Source organism: Micromonospora sp. BL4 (assembly GCF_003667505.1).
In the GTDB taxonomy this organism is placed as follows: domain Bacteria; phylum Actinomycetota; class Actinomycetes; order Mycobacteriales; family Micromonosporaceae; genus Micromonospora.
Genome location: NZ_RCVJ01000135.1, coordinates 49,581 through 65,083, shown reverse-complemented (window position 1 = coordinate 65,083; position 15,503 = coordinate 49,581). Strand labels below are relative to the sequence as shown.

Sequence of the window (15,503 nt, the reverse complement as noted above, 5' to 3'; positions counted from 1 at the left end):
GGCCCGGTCAGCTCACGTTGGCCGGGCCGAGGACGCTCTTCAGGTCACCCATCAGCGCGGTGGTGGCCGCCACCCGGAACGGGCCCAACCGCAGGGTGGTGGTCCGGCCGCCGTTGAGCAGCTTGACGTGCACCTCGGTGTCGCCGGGGTGCAGCACCAGGGTTTCCTTGAGCCGCTCCACCAACGGCGGCGTGCACCGGTGCACCGGGATGGTGAGGGTGACCGGCTTGGTGCTGGCGCTGGTGCTGACGTCCGGCATGGACATGTCCATCGCCATGATCCGGGGGGTGTCGTCGCGGCGGTCCACCCGACCCTTGACCACCACGATGGCGTCCTCGGCGATGTACTGCCCGATCACCTCGTAGGTGTTGGGGAAGAACAGCGTCTCCACCCCACCGGCCAGGTCCTCCAGGGTGGCCGACGCCCAGGCACGGCCCTGCTTGGTGACCCGGCGCTGCACCCCGGAGAGGATGCCGGCGAGGGTGACCACCGCCCCGTCGGGGACCGCGCCGTCCTCCGCGAGGGAGGCGATGGTGGTGTCGGCCGCCGCGCCGAGGATGTGCTCCAGGCCGAACAGCGGGTGGTCGGAGACGTACAGGCCGAGCATCTCCCGCTCGAAGGCCAGCTTGTCCCGCTTCTCCCACTCGCTCTCGCCGATGGTCGGCATCACCGTCGTGCTGCCGGTGTCGGCGTCACCGAAGCCCGCGCCGAAGAGGTCGTACTGGCCGACCGCCTCCTTGCGCTTGACGTCGGCGTACGCGTCGATGGCGTCGGCGTGCACCGTGAGCAGGCCCTTGCGCGGGTGCCCGAGCGAGTCGAAGGCACCCGCCTTGATCAGCGATTCGATCGTCTTCTTGTTGCAGACCACCGCGTCCACCTTGGACAGGAAGTCGTAGAAGTCGGTGTAGTCGCCCTTCTCCGCGCGGCACCGCATGATCGAGGCGACCACGTTCGCGCCGACGTTGCGCACCGCGGCCAGGCCGAAGCGGATGTCCGTGCCGACCGGGGTGAACGGCCCGGCCGAGGTGTTCACGTCCGGCGGCAGCACCTGGATGCGCATCCGGCGACACTCGGACAGGTAGAGGGCCATCTTGTCCTTGTCGTCACCGACGCTGGTCAGCAGCCCCGCCATGTACTCGGCCGGGTAGTGCGCCTTGAGGTACGCGGTCCAGTAGGAGACCAGGCCGTACGCGGCGGAGTGCGCCTTGTTGAAGGCGTACCCGGCGAACGGCACCAGGACGTCCCAGACCGCCTGGATCGCCTCGTCGGAGTAGCCGCGCTCGCGGCAGCCGTCCCGGAACGGGATGAACTCCTTGTCGAGGATCTCCTTCTTCTTCTTGCCCATCGCCCGGCGCAGCAGGTCCGCCTGACCGAGGGTGTAACCGGCGAGGATCTGCGCCGCGCGCTGCACCTGCTCCTGGTAGACGATCAGGCCGTGGGTGGGCGCCAGGATCTCCCGCAGCGGCTCCTCCAGCTCCGGGTGGATCGGCGTGATCTCCTGGAGGCCGTTCTTGCGCAGCGCGTAGTTGGTGTGCGAGTCGACGCCCATCGGGCCGGGCCGGTACAGCGCCAGGACGGCGGAGATGTCCTCGAAGTTGTCCGGCTTCATCAACCGCAGCAGCGACCGCATCGGGCCACCGTCGAGCTGGAACACGCCGAGCGTGTCACCGCGGGCCAGCAGCTCGTACGCGGCTTTGTCGTCCAGCGGCAGCGCCAGCAGGTCGAGCTTCTTGCCGTGGTTGAGCTCGATGTTCTTGACCGCGTCGTCGATGATCGTCAGGTTGCGCAGGCCGAGGAAGTCCATCTTCAGCAGCCCGAGCGACTCGCACGTCGGGTAGTCGAACTGCGTGATGATCGCCCCGTCGGCGTCGCGGCGCATCAACGGGATGTGCTCGATGATCGGCTCGGCGGACATGATGACGCCGGCGGCGTGCACACCGGTCTGCCGGATCAGCCCCTCGATGCCCTTGGCGGTGTCGATCACCTTGCGGACGTCCGGGTCCGAGTCGTACAGGCCGCGGATCTCGCCGGCCTCGGCGTAGCGGGGGTGCTTGTTGTCGAAGATGCCGGTGAGCGGGATGTCCTTGCCCATCACGGCCGGCGGCATCGCCTTGGTGATCCGGTCGCCGACCGCGTACGGGAAACCGAGCACCCGGGCCGAGTCCTTGATCGCGGCCTTCGCCTTGATCGTGCCGAAGGTCGCGATCTGGGCGACCTTGTCCTCGCCCCACTTGTCGGTGACGTACTTGATCACCTCACCGCGCCGACGCTCGTCGAAGTCGATGTCGACATCCGGCATCGAGACCCGCTCGGGGTTGAGGAACCGCTCGAAGATCAGGCCGTGCTGGATCGGGTCCAGGTCGGTGATGCCCAGCGCGTACGCGACGAGCGAGCCGGCGGCCGAACCACGGCCCGGACCCACCGCGATGCCCTGGTTCTTCGCCCACTGGATGAAGTCGGCGACCACGAGGAAGTACGACGGGAAGCCCATCTGGTTGATGACGCCCAGCTCGTACTCGGCCTGGACGACGTGCCCCTCCGGGATCCCGTTCGGGTAGCGGCGGCCCAGGCCGGCGAAGGTCTCCTTGCGGAACCAGGACTCCTCGGTCTCCCCCTCCGGAACCGGGAAGCGCGGCATCAGGTTGTGGAACTCGAACATGCCGGCCGGGTCGACCTTCTCGGCGACCAGCAGGGTGTTGCGGCAGCCCTCCTGCCACAGCTCCGACGAGTCCACCGCGCGCATCTGGTCGGCGCTCTTGATGAAGTAGCCGCCGCCCTCGAAGCGGAACCGGTTCGGGTCGTCGATGTTGCTGCCGGTCTGCACGCACAGCAGCACGTCGTGCGCGGTGGCCTGCGCCTCGTGGGTGTAGTGCGAGTCGTTGGTGACCACCGGCGGGATGTCGAGCTTGCGGGCGATCTCGGTGAGGCCCTCGCGGACCCGGCTCTCGATGGAGAGGCCGTGATCCATGATCTCCAGGAAGTAGTTGTCCTTGCCGAAGATGTCCTGGTAGCTGGCGGCGACCTTGAGCGCCTCGTCGAACTGGCCGAGCCGCAGCCGGGTCTGCACCGCGCCGGAGGGGCAGCCGGTGGTGGCCATGATCCCCTCGGCGTGCTCGGCGATCAGCTCCATGTCCATCCGGGGCCACTTGACGTAGTGCCCCTCCATGGACGCGCGCGAGTTGAGGGTGAACAGGTTCTTCAGGCCCTGCGCGTTCTTCGCCCACATGGTCTTGTGGGTGATCGCGCCGTTACCGGAGATGTCGTCGCTCTTCTGCTCCGGCCGACCCCACTTGACCCGCGCCTTGTGGTAGCGCGACTCGGGCGCCACGTACGCCTCGACGCCCAGGATCGGGGTGATCCCCGCGGCCATCGCCTGGTTGTAGAAGTCGTTCGCGCCGTGCATGTTGCCGTGGTCGGTGATCGCCACCGCCGGCATGCCCAGCCGCTGGGCCTCGGCGAACAGGTCCTTGAGCCGGGCCGCTCCGTCGAGCATCGAGTACTCGGTGTGCACGTGCAGATGCGCGAACGAATCGGCCATGCGTGGCGCCCCCCGGCGATGTGGATCTTGTTGGTCGGAGCCGACCGGGACCTACCCTACCGAGGTGATCTCGGCGGCTCCACCGTCCGCGCCGAGGGTGGCCCTCGTCTCCTCAACGCCCGCGAATGAGCCTAGGCTCTTCAGGATGGCGAGGTACTACGACGTACACCCGGAAAACCCGCAGCCCCGGATCATCGGCCAGGTCGCCGACCTGATCCGCGGAGGTGGGCTGGTCGCCTACCCGACGGATTCCTGCTACGCGCTCGGCATCCAGCTGGGCAACCGGGACGGGCTGGACCGGATCCGCGAGATCCGCCACCTCGACGATCGGCACCACTTCACGCTGGTCTGCCGGGACTTCGCGCAGCTCGGCCAGTTCGTCCAGATCAGCAACTCGGTCTTTCGCCTCGTGAAGGCGTCCACCCCGGGTAGCTACACCTTCATCCTGCCGGCCACCCGGGAGGTGCCGCGCCGGATGTTGCACCCGAAGAAGCGCACGGTCGGTGTCCGCGTACCCCGGCACACCGTCACCCAGGCGCTCCTGGCCGAGCTGGGCGAGCCGCTGGTGTCGAGCACCCTGGCCCTGCCTGGCGACGACGAGCCGATGACCCAGGGCTGGGAGATCAAGGAACGGCTCGACCACCAGCTCGACGCGGTGGTCGACGCGGGCGACTGCGGTAAGGAGCCGACGACGGTGGTCGACCTGTCCGGGTCCGAGCCGGAGATCCTGCGCCGGGGCGCCGGGGACCCGTCCCGCTTCGAGTAGCAGCGGGCGGTCCGAGTCGGCTGCCGGACTCGGTCGGGCCGACCGGCGACATCGGGCCGTACGCTCGGAGAACGGCACCGCCGAGCATTGGACACCCCGGCATGCCTCTCGACGACGACATCGACGCCCTGGCCCGGTCCGCCGCGCACGGCGACACGGCGGCGTTGGACGCCCTGCTGGTCGCGGTGCGCCCCGAGGTGCTCCGACTGTGCGCCCGGTTCCTGCCCAACCGGGAGGACGCCGAGGAAGCCTGCCAGGACACGCTGCTGGCCGTGGCCCGCGGCGTCAGCGGGTTCGAGGGTCGCTCCTCGTTCCGCACCTGGCTGCACCGGCTGAGCGCCAACCGGGCCCGGTCGACGTACCGCACACTGCGCCGCCGCTGGCGTCTGGAGGCCGGCGGCGTGCCGCTGCCCGACCGGGCCGACCCGCGGCGGACCAGCGTCGTCGCCGGCACACGCCTGGACCTGCTCGACGCGCTCGACGCGGTGCGACCCGACCTCGCCGAGGTGGTGACGTTGCGCGACGTCCTCGGGCTGAGCTACCCGGAGATCGCCACGTTGCTGGAGGTGCCGGAGGGCACGGTGAAGTCCCGGCTGCACCTCGCCCGGCGGGAGGTCCGGCAACGGCTCGGCGGCGATCCGAGCTGAGCGCCCCCGGACGGCGAACGGCATCGGCGGCGACGGCGACCAACGGGGTGAACGGACCGCCGAGGAAGGAGCCCGCCATGCGCCCCTCTCCCCTCCGCCGACTCACCACGACCACGGCCGCCGCGCTCACCCTGACCGTCGCGGTCGGCTGCGGCGGCGAGCCGGTCTCGCCGTTGCCCGTCCAGCCGCCCGGCGCATCCGGCTCGACGGCGACGCCCGGCTCGACGGCGACCGCGAGCGCGACGCCCACAGCGGCACCCACCGGCAGCGTGTCGCCGTCCCGGGTGCCGCCGACCACCGGACGTCCGGCCCCGGCACCGCCCGCACCTACCAGGACCCGGGGTACGCCGCCCCGGCCGGCCCCCTCGTCGACGGGACCGACCACGGCCTGCCAGGGAGCGGTCCGGTACGACCTGCCGCTGGCCGAGACCGAACTTGAGCTGCTGCGGTCGCTCTGCTTCGCCACCGGAGCGGTGCTGCGGATCCAGGGCATCGGGCCCGGTCTGGTCACCGTGGACCGCCCCGAGTTGGTCTCCCAGCAGTACGAGGCCGGGGTGGTGGACATCCGGTTCGTCCGCCCCGGCACCGTCGCCGTCCGGATCCCGCAGGAGGACCGGGCGCACACCATCACGGTGGTGGTCCGCTAGCCCGCCGGTGGGCGGTCGAGGCCGGCGTCAGGGTGCCACCGCCTCCGGGGCGGATCCGCGCCGCGCGCGGAGCAGTTCGCCGGCCGCCACCCCCAGCAGCACCAGGGCGGCGGCGACGCCCAGCGCCAGACCGGGCAGCTGCGCCGCGAAGGGCGCCAGGACGATCGTGACAGCGACGCCGACGACGTGCGACAGCGGCACCCGCCCGTAGACCTCGTGCTCCAGGACCGTCCGACCGAAGAGGAAGAGCCCGGCGCCGCCCAGGATGAGCGCGGTCATGGGGCCGCCGGGCCGCTCCCCCGGCTGCGCGATGATCCGTTCGACGCCGGCGGCCGTGCCCACCACCCCGGCCACCATCAACCAGTGGGCGTACGGATTGGTCTGCACCAGCCGGGTTCGGTGCGGTGACGCCTCGATGGCCGCGCGGAGGGTCGCGCCCGCTCCCTGGGCGTAGCTCCACCAGAGCACCACCGCTGTCAGGAACGCGGTGCCGAAGGCGCCGATCCGACCGGGGGTGAAGGGTTGGTGGCTCAGGCTGAGGACGCTGACCAGGATGAGTTCGCCCAGAGTGAGGATGTAGATCTGCTGGTACCGCTCGGCGAGGTGCTCCGGGGCCACCTGGTACCGCGGCAGGGGCGCCCGACCGGGGATGGGGAAGCGGAACCCGAACGCGAGGTAGTCCACGGCCAGCGCGGCGAACCACACGACGAGCCGCCACTCCGGGTCGGTCAGGAGGCCGCCGACCACCCAGAGGGTCCCCGAGCCGAGGTTCCAGACCAGGGCGCGCAGGGAGCGCTCCTGCCCCTGCCGGCCGCGCAGGGACCGGATGAGCACCAGCCCCCGGCCCAGATTTATCGCGGCCCAGGTTCCACCGAAGATCAGTCCGTGGTCACGGAACGCCGTCGGCAGCGCGGCGGACATCAGCATGACGCCGAACATGATGCCCAGAATCAGGTAGGGGATCGGGCGCTTCCGCGGACTGTAGGTGTCGGTGATCAACGTCGTGGTCACCCACACCGCCCACAGCGTCGACAGGGCGAGCAACGCCTGGCCGATCCCGGTCCAGGACCGCTCGTCCGCCATCTTCTGCGACGTCAGGGTCAGGCTGGCGATGAAGGCGAGGTCGAAGAACAGCTCCAGCAGATCCGCACGCTGCGGCCCGTCCGCCCTGCGGGTCAGCGGCTGAGGCGGGCCGTCCGTCATCGGCATCCGCTCGGACTCCCGCCGAGCCTGCGACCGGCGGGCGGCGGCGCCGCCACGGCCTGACTGCGCTTCTCGGCCACGGTGACAGCTTCACACCCGAGGGACCGCCGTCGGGCGCGTTCGCCCGCACCGCGACCTGCCGCTATCGCACCCGCACGCCGGCGAGCAGGGTGTCGACGAAGTCGGGCCCAGCATCGGCGGGAGGCACGATCTGCACATACACCAGGGCGGCGCGGCCGCGATGCAGCCCGGCCGACTCGACGATCCGCGGCCGGCCCCGGTCGCAGCGGTACGTCATCACGGTCCACTCGACGCCCGCCTGCCGGCTGGTGCGGGCCGGAGCGGACGTGCAGTCCGTGTGGGCGCGCTCGGCCAGGAACCCGGCCGGCGTGGTACGCGCGGCCGTGGCGGCGGAGAGACCGACGAACGCGCCGGGCAACCGGGGGTCGACCGCCCAGCGGCGGGGATGCGGCGACAGCACCAGCGCCGGCTCCGGGTCGCCGTCCGCACCGTACTGACCGGCCCAGGTCGCCCCGGTGGCGGACCAGCCGGCCGGCAACGCCACGGTCAGTGGACCGCTGGTGTACGTCGGTGCGGCCGGCCGCCCTGCGCCACCGGGCTCGGCGCCCGCCCCACCCACCGCGACGACGGCCACGACGGCCGCCCCGACCAGCCGCAACCGGCACCGGCGGCGGACCGCTGGTCGGGTTGACGGGGGCTGTGGCGCGGAACCGGCCGCCCGGGCCAGCGCGGCGTGCACGGCCGCCGCGTCCGCATAGCGGTCAGCCGGGTGGTACGCGGTGGCCCGGGCGAGCACCGGCGCGACCGCCGACGGGACGCCCTCGCGCAGCCGGATCGCGGCGGCGTGGCGGGGCGGGTCAGGGCCGGCGGAGGCGGCGCCCGGCGGATCGGCGGCGAGCAGCCGGGTCCCGAGCCGGCCGAGCCCGTACACGTCGGCGCGGGTGTCGATCACCGCACCCGGGTCGTCCTGCTCCGGCGCCATGTAACCCGGGGTGCCCGCGCGGGCGGTCAGCCCGGAGGCGGCGGCGAGGGCCTTGGCCAGGCCGAGGTCGGCGATGAGCACCCGTTCGGCGTCGGGGCCGTCCGCGTCGGCGGAGCGGAACAGGATGTTGCCCGGGGTGAGGTCGCGGTGCACGACGCCGTGCCGGTGCAGCACGGCGACGCCGGCGCAGATCTCGCCGAGCAGCCGCAGCGCCGCCGGCCCGGGGATCGGCCCAGCGGCCAGGCGGTCCCGCAGGCTCCCCCGGTCCGCCCAGGCCAGCACCGCGTACGGCCGGCCGTCGGGCAGCTCGCCGACGGTGTGCACCCGGACCAGCCACTCGTGCTCCAACCGGCGCAGCAGCCGGAATTCGTCCCCGAAGCGTTCGCGGACCCGCAGGTCGTGGCTCCAGTTCTCGGCCAGCACCTTGATCGCCACGTGCGCGTCGAGCGCCCGGTCGTAGCCCAGCCAGACCGTCGCGAACGAACCGACGCCCAGCAGCCGCTCGATGGCGTAGGGCCCGATCCGCTGCGGAGCCGTCACCCGCGTCACCCCCGGCCAGCCCCGTCGGTCGGCGTCCCAGTTCACAGTAGACCGGCCCACCGACGCGGCGGCAGGCCCGAACGCGGGTGCATCAGCGAGGGGTCCGGTCGGGTCCGAAACCCGACGAACCGCGGGCGCTGTCGCGGTGACTAACAGAGCAGGAGACCAACCACCCCAGGGAGCAGACATGAACCGACCCTCGATCCTCATCACCACGGTGGCGCTGGCGCTCGGGGCGCTCGTCCCGGCGACCGTCGCCGCTCCGGCCGCGGCGGCGTCCCCGACCGGCGACACCAGGGCCGGCGCGGCGCACCCCGGGTCGCTCGCCGCCTCGCCCGCCGTCGAGCCGGGCGGCGGGCACCGCCACCCCCGGGTGCTCAGCGTCAGCGGTGCCGGTGTGTACCGGATCGGTGCCAGCCTGACGGCACTCACCGCGGCCGGGCGCATCGACTGGACCGCGGCGGGCTGCGACGGCGTCGTGCACGCCGGCGCGACCGGGCCCTGGGCCGGCGTGATCCTGCTGGCCTTCCGCGACGGACGTCTGGTGGAGGTCGGTACGGCCACCGCACCGCCCCGGTCCCCCGCGGGCGCGGCGGTCGGCATGTCCTTCGCGGAGCTGGAGGCGATCTACGGCCGGCGAGGCTCGCTGATCCGTAACGACGCGGGGGACGCCGAGGCGTACCTGGTGCGCGTCGGGTCGCGGGTGGAGTTGTTCACCGGGCACCCGATCCGACCCGGCGTGGGCTACTTCCAGGTCGGGCCGGCCACCTTCGTCGAGCGGAACTTCCGGCAGGGCACGTCCTGCTGATCCCGGTCCAGGTGGGGGCGTCCGGCGGCGGCCGGGCGCCCCCTTTCGTCGTGCCGCACCGACGGGGGACGAGCAGACACGATGTTATCGAGCTGGACAACACTGTGTGGCACACAGTATGGTGTGACACATGGTTAGCGAGGACGTTCTACGGACGCACCTGCAGGAGTTGCGTCGAGGCACCGTCGTGGTGGCCAGCCTGGTCGCGCTGCGCCGACCGGACTACGGCTACGCACTGCTGCAACGGCTCACCGACCACGGCTTCCCGGTGGACGCCAACACGCTCTACCCGCTGCTGCGCCGGCTGGAGGACCAGGGCCTGCTGACCAGCGAGTGGAACACCGAGGAGAGCCGGCCGCGCAAGTTCTACCGGACCAGCGACGAGGGCGAGTCGATGCTGGGCCGGCTGCTCGACGACCTCGCCGCCGTGCAGACCTCCATCACCGGGCTGATCCAAGGAGTGGACCGATGAACACCCTGACCGACCGCTACCTCGCTGCCACCCTGCGCTCGGTGCCGACCCCGCGCCGCGACGAGATCGCCGACGAGCTGCGCGCCTCGATCGAGGACATGATCGAGGACCGCACCGGCGCCGGCCAGGACACCACCACCGCCGAGCGGGAGGTGCTCACCGAGCTGGGCAACCCGGACCTCCTGGCCGCCCGGTACGCCGACCGCCGGTTGCATCTCATCGGCCCGACGTACTACCTGGTCTGGCTGCGGCTGCTGAAACTGCTGCTCAGCTTCATCCCGGCGCTCGTCGGCACGGTGGTGACAGTCGTCCAGGTCGCCGAAGGCAAGGGCTTCGGGGCCATCGGGACGGGCGTCGTCACCGCCATGCAGGTGGCCGTGCAGATCGCCTTCTGGCTCACCCTGGTCTTCGCCCTCATCGAGCGCTCCCAGCCGACCATGGACCTGCCCGGCTGGACCGTCGACCAGCTGCCCGACGTCCCCGTGCACAAGGACGTCTCCCTCGCCGACACCATCGCGTCGGTGGCCATGCTGGTGCTGACCATCGGCTACCTGCCGTTCCAGCACTACCAGTCCTGGGTGCACGCCACCGACGGCGACAACATCCCGATCCTCGACCCGGCCCTGTGGTCGTTCTGGCTGCCGGCGCTGATCGGTGTACTGGCCGCCACCGCGATCTTCGAGATCGTCAAGTACCGGATCGGGCGCTGGAACTGGGCCCTGTTCGGGACCAAGGCGCTGCTCAACCTGGCGTTCACGGTGCCGGTGCTGTGGTTGGCGCTCTCTGACCGGCTGCTCAACCCGAGCCTGGGCGAGCGCCTGAGCTGGCTGGCGGAGGCGGACAACCGGAACACCCTGGGCGCTTTCATCGCGGTGGGTGTGGCCGTGGTCCTGATCTGGGACCTCATCGACACCGCCCTCAAGACCCGCCGCCAGACGGCGTGACCAACAGCCGACCAGGCGGCCCGGCGCGCACCTCGCGCCGGGCCGCCGCCCGTCCGCCGTACCACGCCGTACGGCTGGGCGAATGGACGTGGCGGCCGGCGTGGCCGGCGTGGCATGGTTCCCGGATGACCGTGGCACAGCGTGACGAATGGCGCCGCCCGGGCCCGACATCGGAGCAGCGCCGAATCGATCTCTGGCTCGGGCTGGGGGTGACCCTGCTGGCGCTGGTCAGCCTCACCCTGGCCCGCAGCACCGGGGCGTTCCTGCTGGGCCCGCCGCCGTCCGGGCAGGAGCAACTGTTCTGGACCGTCGCGGTGACCCTGCCGCTGATCTGGCGGCGGCGCTGGCCGGCCGCGACCCTGCTGATCGTCTCGGTGGCGTTCATCGCCGCGCAGGCACGCTCGGCCCCGGAGACCCAGTTCTCCGCCTGGGCTCTGTTCTGCGCCCTCTACACCGTCGGCGCCTGGGGACAGGACCACCAGCTGGCCCGCCGGCTGCGGATCGGCGTGATCGCCACGATGTTCGCCTGGCTGGGGATCTACTACGCGGTGACGATCGACCACATCCCGCCCGACGCCTTCGCCGACGCGGTCGGGCCGGTGCCACCGGTGCTCGCCGCGATGGTCACCGGCGTACTGGTCAATGTGCTGGTCTTCGGGTTCGCGTACTTCTTCGGCGAGACCGCCTGGGTGGCGGCGCGGCGCGAGCACGAGCTGCGCGCCCAGGCCGAGGACCTGCGCCGCTCACAGGAGGAGTCCCGGGAGCGGGCGGTGCTCGGCGAACGGGTCCGGATCGCCCGGGAGCTGCACGACGTGGTCGCCCACCACGTGTCGGTGATGGGGGTGCAGGCGTCCGCCTGCCGCCGGGTGTTCGACCGCGACCCCGGCAAGGCCCGCACGGCGCTGACCGCCATCGAGCAGAGCGCCCGCACCGCCGTGGACGAGCTGCGCCGAATGCTCGGCGTGCTGCGGACCTCTGCCGGCGCCGACGTCGAGCCCCCGGCGGCCGGCGGCGTCGAACGGATCGGCGAGCTGGTCGAGCGGGCCCGGGCCGCGGGACTGACGGCCACCCTCGGGGTGTACGGCGACCAGGTTGTGCTGCCCGAATCGGTCTCCCAGGCGGCCTACCGGGTGACGCAGGAAGCGGTGACGAACACGCTGAAGCACGCCGGGGCGGACCTGCTGGACGTGCGGGTCCGGTACCTGGCCCGGGAGGTGGAGGTCGACGTGACCGACGACGGACGGGTGGGCGGCAGGGCCAACGCCGTCGTTGGGCTGGGTCTGATCGGGATGCGCGAACGGGTCACCGCGCACGACGGCGACCTGGAGGCTGGGCCGCGTGCCGGCGGTGGCTGGCGGGTACGCGCCCGCTTCCCGCTGGCGGCGTCGGCCGACCCGCCGGTCGGCGCACAGCGGGAGTCGAGCGACGGGCACCCGCTGGCAGCCGGCGCGGAGCGCTCGGCATGAGCACGGCACCGGCCCATGAGGCACCCGACGCCGGCCGGCCGGTCCGGGTGCTGCTCGCCGACGACCAACACCTCGTCCGCACCGGCTTCCGGGTCATCCTTGAGGTGGAGGACGACATCCAGGTCGTCGGTGAGGCCGCCGACGGCGAGCGAGCCGTCACGATGACCCGAGCCACCCGGCCCGACGTCGTACTCATGGACGTGGAGATGCCCGGGATGGACGGGCTGGAGGCCACCCGGCAGATCACCGCCGCCGGGCCGGGCACGCCGGCGGTGCTGATCCTCACCACCTTCGACCGCGACGACTACCTGTTCGCCGCGCTGCGGGCCGGGGCCAGCGGCTTCCTGCTCAAGAACGGCACGCCGGAGGAACTGGTCGAGGCGATCCGGGTGCTGGCCCGGGGCGACGGTCTGCTCGCCCCGGAGATCACCCGCCGAGTGATCTCGACCTTCGCACGCCCCGGCGACCCGGCGGGCGACGCCCACCGCGGACCCGACGCCGACGCCGCGTTGGCTGAGCTGACGCCGCGTGAACGGGAGGTGCTGGTGCTGCTCGCGTCCGGATCGAGCAACGCGGAGATCGCCGCGACCATCCACCTGGGCGAGGCGACGGTGAAGACGCACGTGAGCCGGGTGCTGGCCAAACTCGGCCTGCGCGACCGGGTGCAGGCGGTGGTGTTCGCGTACGAGAACGGGGTGGTCCGACCCGGCGGGTGACGGGCATCCGTCGCGCGACGGACCCGCCCCCTCAGCCGCCGGGCTGACGGCGGGACGCCGTATTCGATCTAGCGTGGGGGCGTGACCAGAACGCTCCGCATCGACGGCGTCGACCGCAGCTTCGGCGACCGGCAGGTGCTCAAGAACGTGTCCTTCGAGGTGGCCGCCGGCCGGATGACCGGCTTCGTGGGCGCCAACGGCGCCGGCAAGACCACCACCATGCGGATCATCCTGGGTGTGCTCGCCCCCGACGCCGGCGAGGTGAGCTGGGGTGGCACGAAGCTGACCCGGCAGGACCGCCGGCGCTTCGGTTACATGCCGGAGGAGCGAGGCCTCTACCCCAAGATGACCACCCGGGAGCAGGTGACCTACCTGGGCCGTCTGCACGGCCTGGACGCCGCCGCGGCACGCCGTGCCACCGACACGCTGCTGGAACGGGTCGGGCTCGGTGCGCGCGGCGACGACCTGCTGGAGACGCTGTCGCTGGGCAACCAGCAGCGCGCCCAGATCGCGGCCGCGCTGGTGCACGACCCCGAGGTGCTGGTGCTCGACGAGCCGTTCTCCGGCCTCGACCCGTTGGCCGTCGACACCGTCGTCACCGTGCTGCGGGAACGGGCCTCGGCCGGAGCGCCGGTGCTCTTCTCCAGCCACCAGCTCGACGTGGTGGAGCGCCTCTGCGACGACCTGGTGATCATCGGCGACGGGGTGATCCGGGCCGCCGGCAGCCGGCGGCAACTGCGCGACTCGTACACCGTGCCCCGTTACGAGTTGGTGGTGGCGAACGACGCCGGCTGGGTGCGCGACCACCCCGGGGTGACCCTGGTCGAGCTGGACGGCGCACGAGTGGTCTTCGACCTGCCAGCCGGCGCCGACGAACAGCCCGTGCTGCAGGCGGCCCTGGCCCGCGGCCCGGTCCGCGCCTTCCGCCCGGTCAGCCCCTCGCTCACCGAGATCTTCCGAGAGGTCACCCAGTGAACGTCACCCAGGCCACCCGGCTGGTCGCCGAACGCGAGATCCGGGTCAAGCTGCGCGACCGCACCTTCCTGTTCGGCACGCTCTTCTTCCTGCTGATCGCCGCCGCGGGCACCATCCTGCCGCCGCTGCTCTCCGGCGGTCCGCAGAGCGTCGCGGTCACCCAGGAGGCCGCCGGCCCGCTGCGCGACGCCGGCCTGGAGGTCCTCGTGGTGCCCGACGACCGCGCCGCCGAACAGGCCGTCCGCGACGGCGACGTGGACGCCGCAGTGGTCTCCGGTCCGAAGGTGCTCGCCATGGACGAGTCCCCGGACGACGTGGTCCGGGCGTTGAGCAGCGCTCCGCCGGTGCAGCTGCTCGACCCCGACGCGGTCGACCCGGTGGTGGCGTTCCTGGTGCCGTTCGTCTTCGCGTTCGTCTTCTTCATCACCTCGCAGACCTTCGGCCTGCAGATCGCACAGAGCGTCACCGAGGAGAAGCAGACCCGGATCGTGGAAATCCTGGTCGCCGCCGTGCCGGTCCGGGCGCTGCTGGCCGGCAAGGTGGTGGCCGGCGGCATCCTGGCATTCGCGCAGATCGCGCTGATCGCTGTGGTGGCCGTGATCGGCATGCAGATCGGCGACAGCGGCGATCTGCTCAGCCTGCTCGCCCCGGCGATCGGCTGGTTCGTGCCGTTCTTCCTGCTCGGCTTCGTGCTGCTGGCCGCGATGTGGGCGGCGGCCGGCGCCCTGGTCAACCGGCAGGAGGACATCGCCGGTGTGTCGACGCCGGTGCAGCTCGCCGTCATGCTGCCGTTCTTCGCGGTGATCTTCCTCAACGACAACGCGGCCGCCATGCGGCTGCTGTCCTACCTGCCGTTCTCGTCGCCCACGGCGATGCCTCTGCGGCTGTTCACCGGGGACGCCGCCGGCTGGGAACCGTTCGTCTCGCTGGCCATCCTGCTGGTCACCGCCGGCGCCTTCGTGGTCGCCGGGGCGCGGATCTACGAGGGGTCGCTGCTGCGGACCAACGGGCGGACCTCGATGCGCGCCGCCTGGCGGGAGCGGGAAACCATCGGCTGACCGTGAACGGCCCGCGCGGGTGCCGTCCGTCCTCAATGGGCGGGCGGCACCTCGTCCCAGCCGGCGGGCAACCGGGGCACCGACCAGGAGGGGTCGGGCCACCACGCCGCCCAGGCCGGGTCCCACCAGCGCTGCCCCGCGTCGAGCAGGGCGGCGATCCGGTCACCCTCGCCCCGGATGGCGTCCGCCATGCCCGGGTAGCGCCCCTCGACGAGGCGCTGCGCGAACATCTCCACGTCCTTCCAGACGTACCGGTCGGCGTCCGCACCCCACCACAGGTCCAGCTCGTGGTCCAGGGTGTCCACCCCGATCGGGGTACGCCGCAGGGGATCCTGAAGGTTGAAGTACCAGCCGGCGAAGTCGCGCTCCGGGCCCGTCCAGAACACGTCGATCGAGTGCGCCTCGCCCGGGCGGTGCAGCATCAGCTTGCCGTGCCCCCGCCAGGCGCCATGCCCGGTGGCTTCCCACGGGTGTCGCCCACAGGGGAAGACGCCGGTCTCCGGGAAGCCGAACTCGGCCCCCGGCGGGAGGTAGAGGGCGAGCAGGTCGGGCGAGTCCTCGACGCAGATCGTCGGGCAGCCGAACCAGACCTCACCGAGCAGGACCTCACGTCGGACGACCACGTCGCCCGGCGCGAACCGGTGTGCCGTCTCCCCCACGGTGCACTCCCTCGCTCCGGGTCGGCCCGGCGGCCTGGCCGTGAAGGGGTGACTCCCGCCG

Annotated in this window: 14 protein-coding genes; 10 read left to right on the top strand and 4 right to left on the bottom strand. The window is 72.1% G+C overall.

The features are described from left to right. Window positions 1-7: 7 nt before the first annotated feature. Window positions 8-3,538: a DNA polymerase III subunit alpha gene (gene dnaE / locus EAD89_RS16060; RefSeq protein WP_121676287.1), complete on the bottom strand. Its 3,531-nt coding sequence runs from the start codon at window positions 3,536-3,538 to the stop codon at window positions 8-10. A 145-nt stretch (window positions 3,539-3,683) separates the two neighbouring features. Between dnaE and EAD89_RS16055 the strand changes: the two genes are divergently transcribed. The 3 genes from EAD89_RS16055 (at window position 3,684) to EAD89_RS16045 (ending at window position 5,598) form a co-directional block, all read left to right on the top strand. After that, the gene (locus EAD89_RS16055; protein WP_121676286.1) at window positions 3,684-4,304 is read left to right on the top strand and encodes an L-threonylcarbamoyladenylate synthase; all 621 of its coding nucleotides are present in this window, start codon (window positions 3,684-3,686) and stop codon (window positions 4,302-4,304) included. Window positions 4,305-4,405: 101 nt separating this feature from the next. Then, window positions 4,406-4,951 (top strand): RNA polymerase sigma factor, encoded by a 546-nt coding sequence (locus EAD89_RS16050; RefSeq protein WP_121654478.1) that lies wholly within the window; start codon window positions 4,406-4,408, stop codon window positions 4,949-4,951. Between the two features lie 77 nt (window positions 4,952-5,028). Continuing rightward, entirely contained in the window at window positions 5,029-5,598 is a 570-nt protein-coding gene (locus tag EAD89_RS16045) for a hypothetical protein (RefSeq protein WP_121676285.1), read from the top strand. 27 nt (window positions 5,599-5,625) lie between these two features. On the opposite strand, the gene EAD89_RS16040 is transcribed toward EAD89_RS16045, so the two are convergent. Together EAD89_RS16040 and EAD89_RS16035 are read right to left on the bottom strand one after the other, a co-directional pair. Then, window positions 5,626-6,807 carry a low temperature requirement protein A gene (locus EAD89_RS16040; protein WP_121676284.1) on the bottom strand — a complete coding sequence of 394 codons (1,182 nt, stop codon included), beginning with the start codon at window positions 6,805-6,807 and terminating at the stop codon, window positions 5,626-5,628. Between the two features lie 136 nt (window positions 6,808-6,943). Beyond that, complete coding sequence (locus EAD89_RS16035; RefSeq protein ID WP_121676305.1) at window positions 6,944-8,344, bottom strand: serine/threonine-protein kinase; 1,401 nt, start codon at window positions 8,342-8,344, stop codon at window positions 6,944-6,946. 187 nt (window positions 8,345-8,531) lie between these two features. Here EAD89_RS16035 and EAD89_RS16030 point away from each other — a divergent pair, with 187 nt between their 5' ends. The 7 genes from EAD89_RS16030 (at window position 8,532) to EAD89_RS16000 (ending at window position 14,783) form a co-directional block, all read left to right on the top strand. Beyond that, window positions 8,532-9,152: a hypothetical protein gene (locus tag EAD89_RS16030; protein WP_121676283.1), complete on the top strand. Its 621-nt coding sequence runs from the start codon at window positions 8,532-8,534 to the stop codon at window positions 9,150-9,152. Between the two features lie 130 nt (window positions 9,153-9,282). Beyond that, complete coding sequence (locus tag EAD89_RS16025) at window positions 9,283-9,624, top strand: PadR family transcriptional regulator (RefSeq protein WP_121676282.1); 342 nt, start codon at window positions 9,283-9,285, stop codon at window positions 9,622-9,624. Further along, the gene (locus tag EAD89_RS16020; RefSeq protein ID WP_121676281.1) at window positions 9,621-10,568 is read left to right on the top strand and encodes a permease prefix domain 1-containing protein; all 948 of its coding nucleotides are present in this window, start codon (window positions 9,621-9,623) and stop codon (window positions 10,566-10,568) included. Before EAD89_RS16025 ends, EAD89_RS16020 begins: the two co-directional genes overlap by 4 nt. 125 nt (window positions 10,569-10,693) lie before the next feature. After that, window positions 10,694-12,034 carry a sensor histidine kinase gene (locus EAD89_RS16015; protein WP_121676304.1) on the top strand — a complete coding sequence of 447 codons (1,341 nt, stop codon included), beginning with the start codon at window positions 10,694-10,696 and terminating at the stop codon, window positions 12,032-12,034. Continuing rightward, window positions 12,031-12,750, top strand: coding sequence for a response regulator transcription factor (locus EAD89_RS16010; RefSeq protein ID WP_121676280.1), 720 nt, complete (start codon window positions 12,031-12,033; stop codon window positions 12,748-12,750). The genes EAD89_RS16015 and EAD89_RS16010 overlap by 4 nt, the downstream gene beginning before the upstream one ends. Window positions 12,751-12,831: 81 nt before the next feature. Beyond that, complete coding sequence (locus EAD89_RS16005; RefSeq protein ID WP_121654486.1) at window positions 12,832-13,725, top strand: ABC transporter ATP-binding protein; 894 nt, start codon at window positions 12,832-12,834, stop codon at window positions 13,723-13,725. Beyond that, window positions 13,722-14,783, top strand: a complete 1,062-nt coding sequence (locus tag EAD89_RS16000) for an ABC transporter permease (RefSeq protein ID WP_121676279.1) — start codon at window positions 13,722-13,724, stop codon at window positions 14,781-14,783. The genes EAD89_RS16005 and EAD89_RS16000 overlap by 4 nt, the downstream gene beginning before the upstream one ends. 32 nt (window positions 14,784-14,815) lie before the next feature. On the opposite strand, the gene EAD89_RS15995 is transcribed toward EAD89_RS16000, so the two are convergent. Beyond that, window positions 14,816-15,442, bottom strand: a complete 627-nt coding sequence (locus EAD89_RS15995) for a DUF402 domain-containing protein (protein WP_233578727.1) — start codon at window positions 15,440-15,442, stop codon at window positions 14,816-14,818. Window positions 15,443-15,503: the final 61 nt, after the last annotated feature.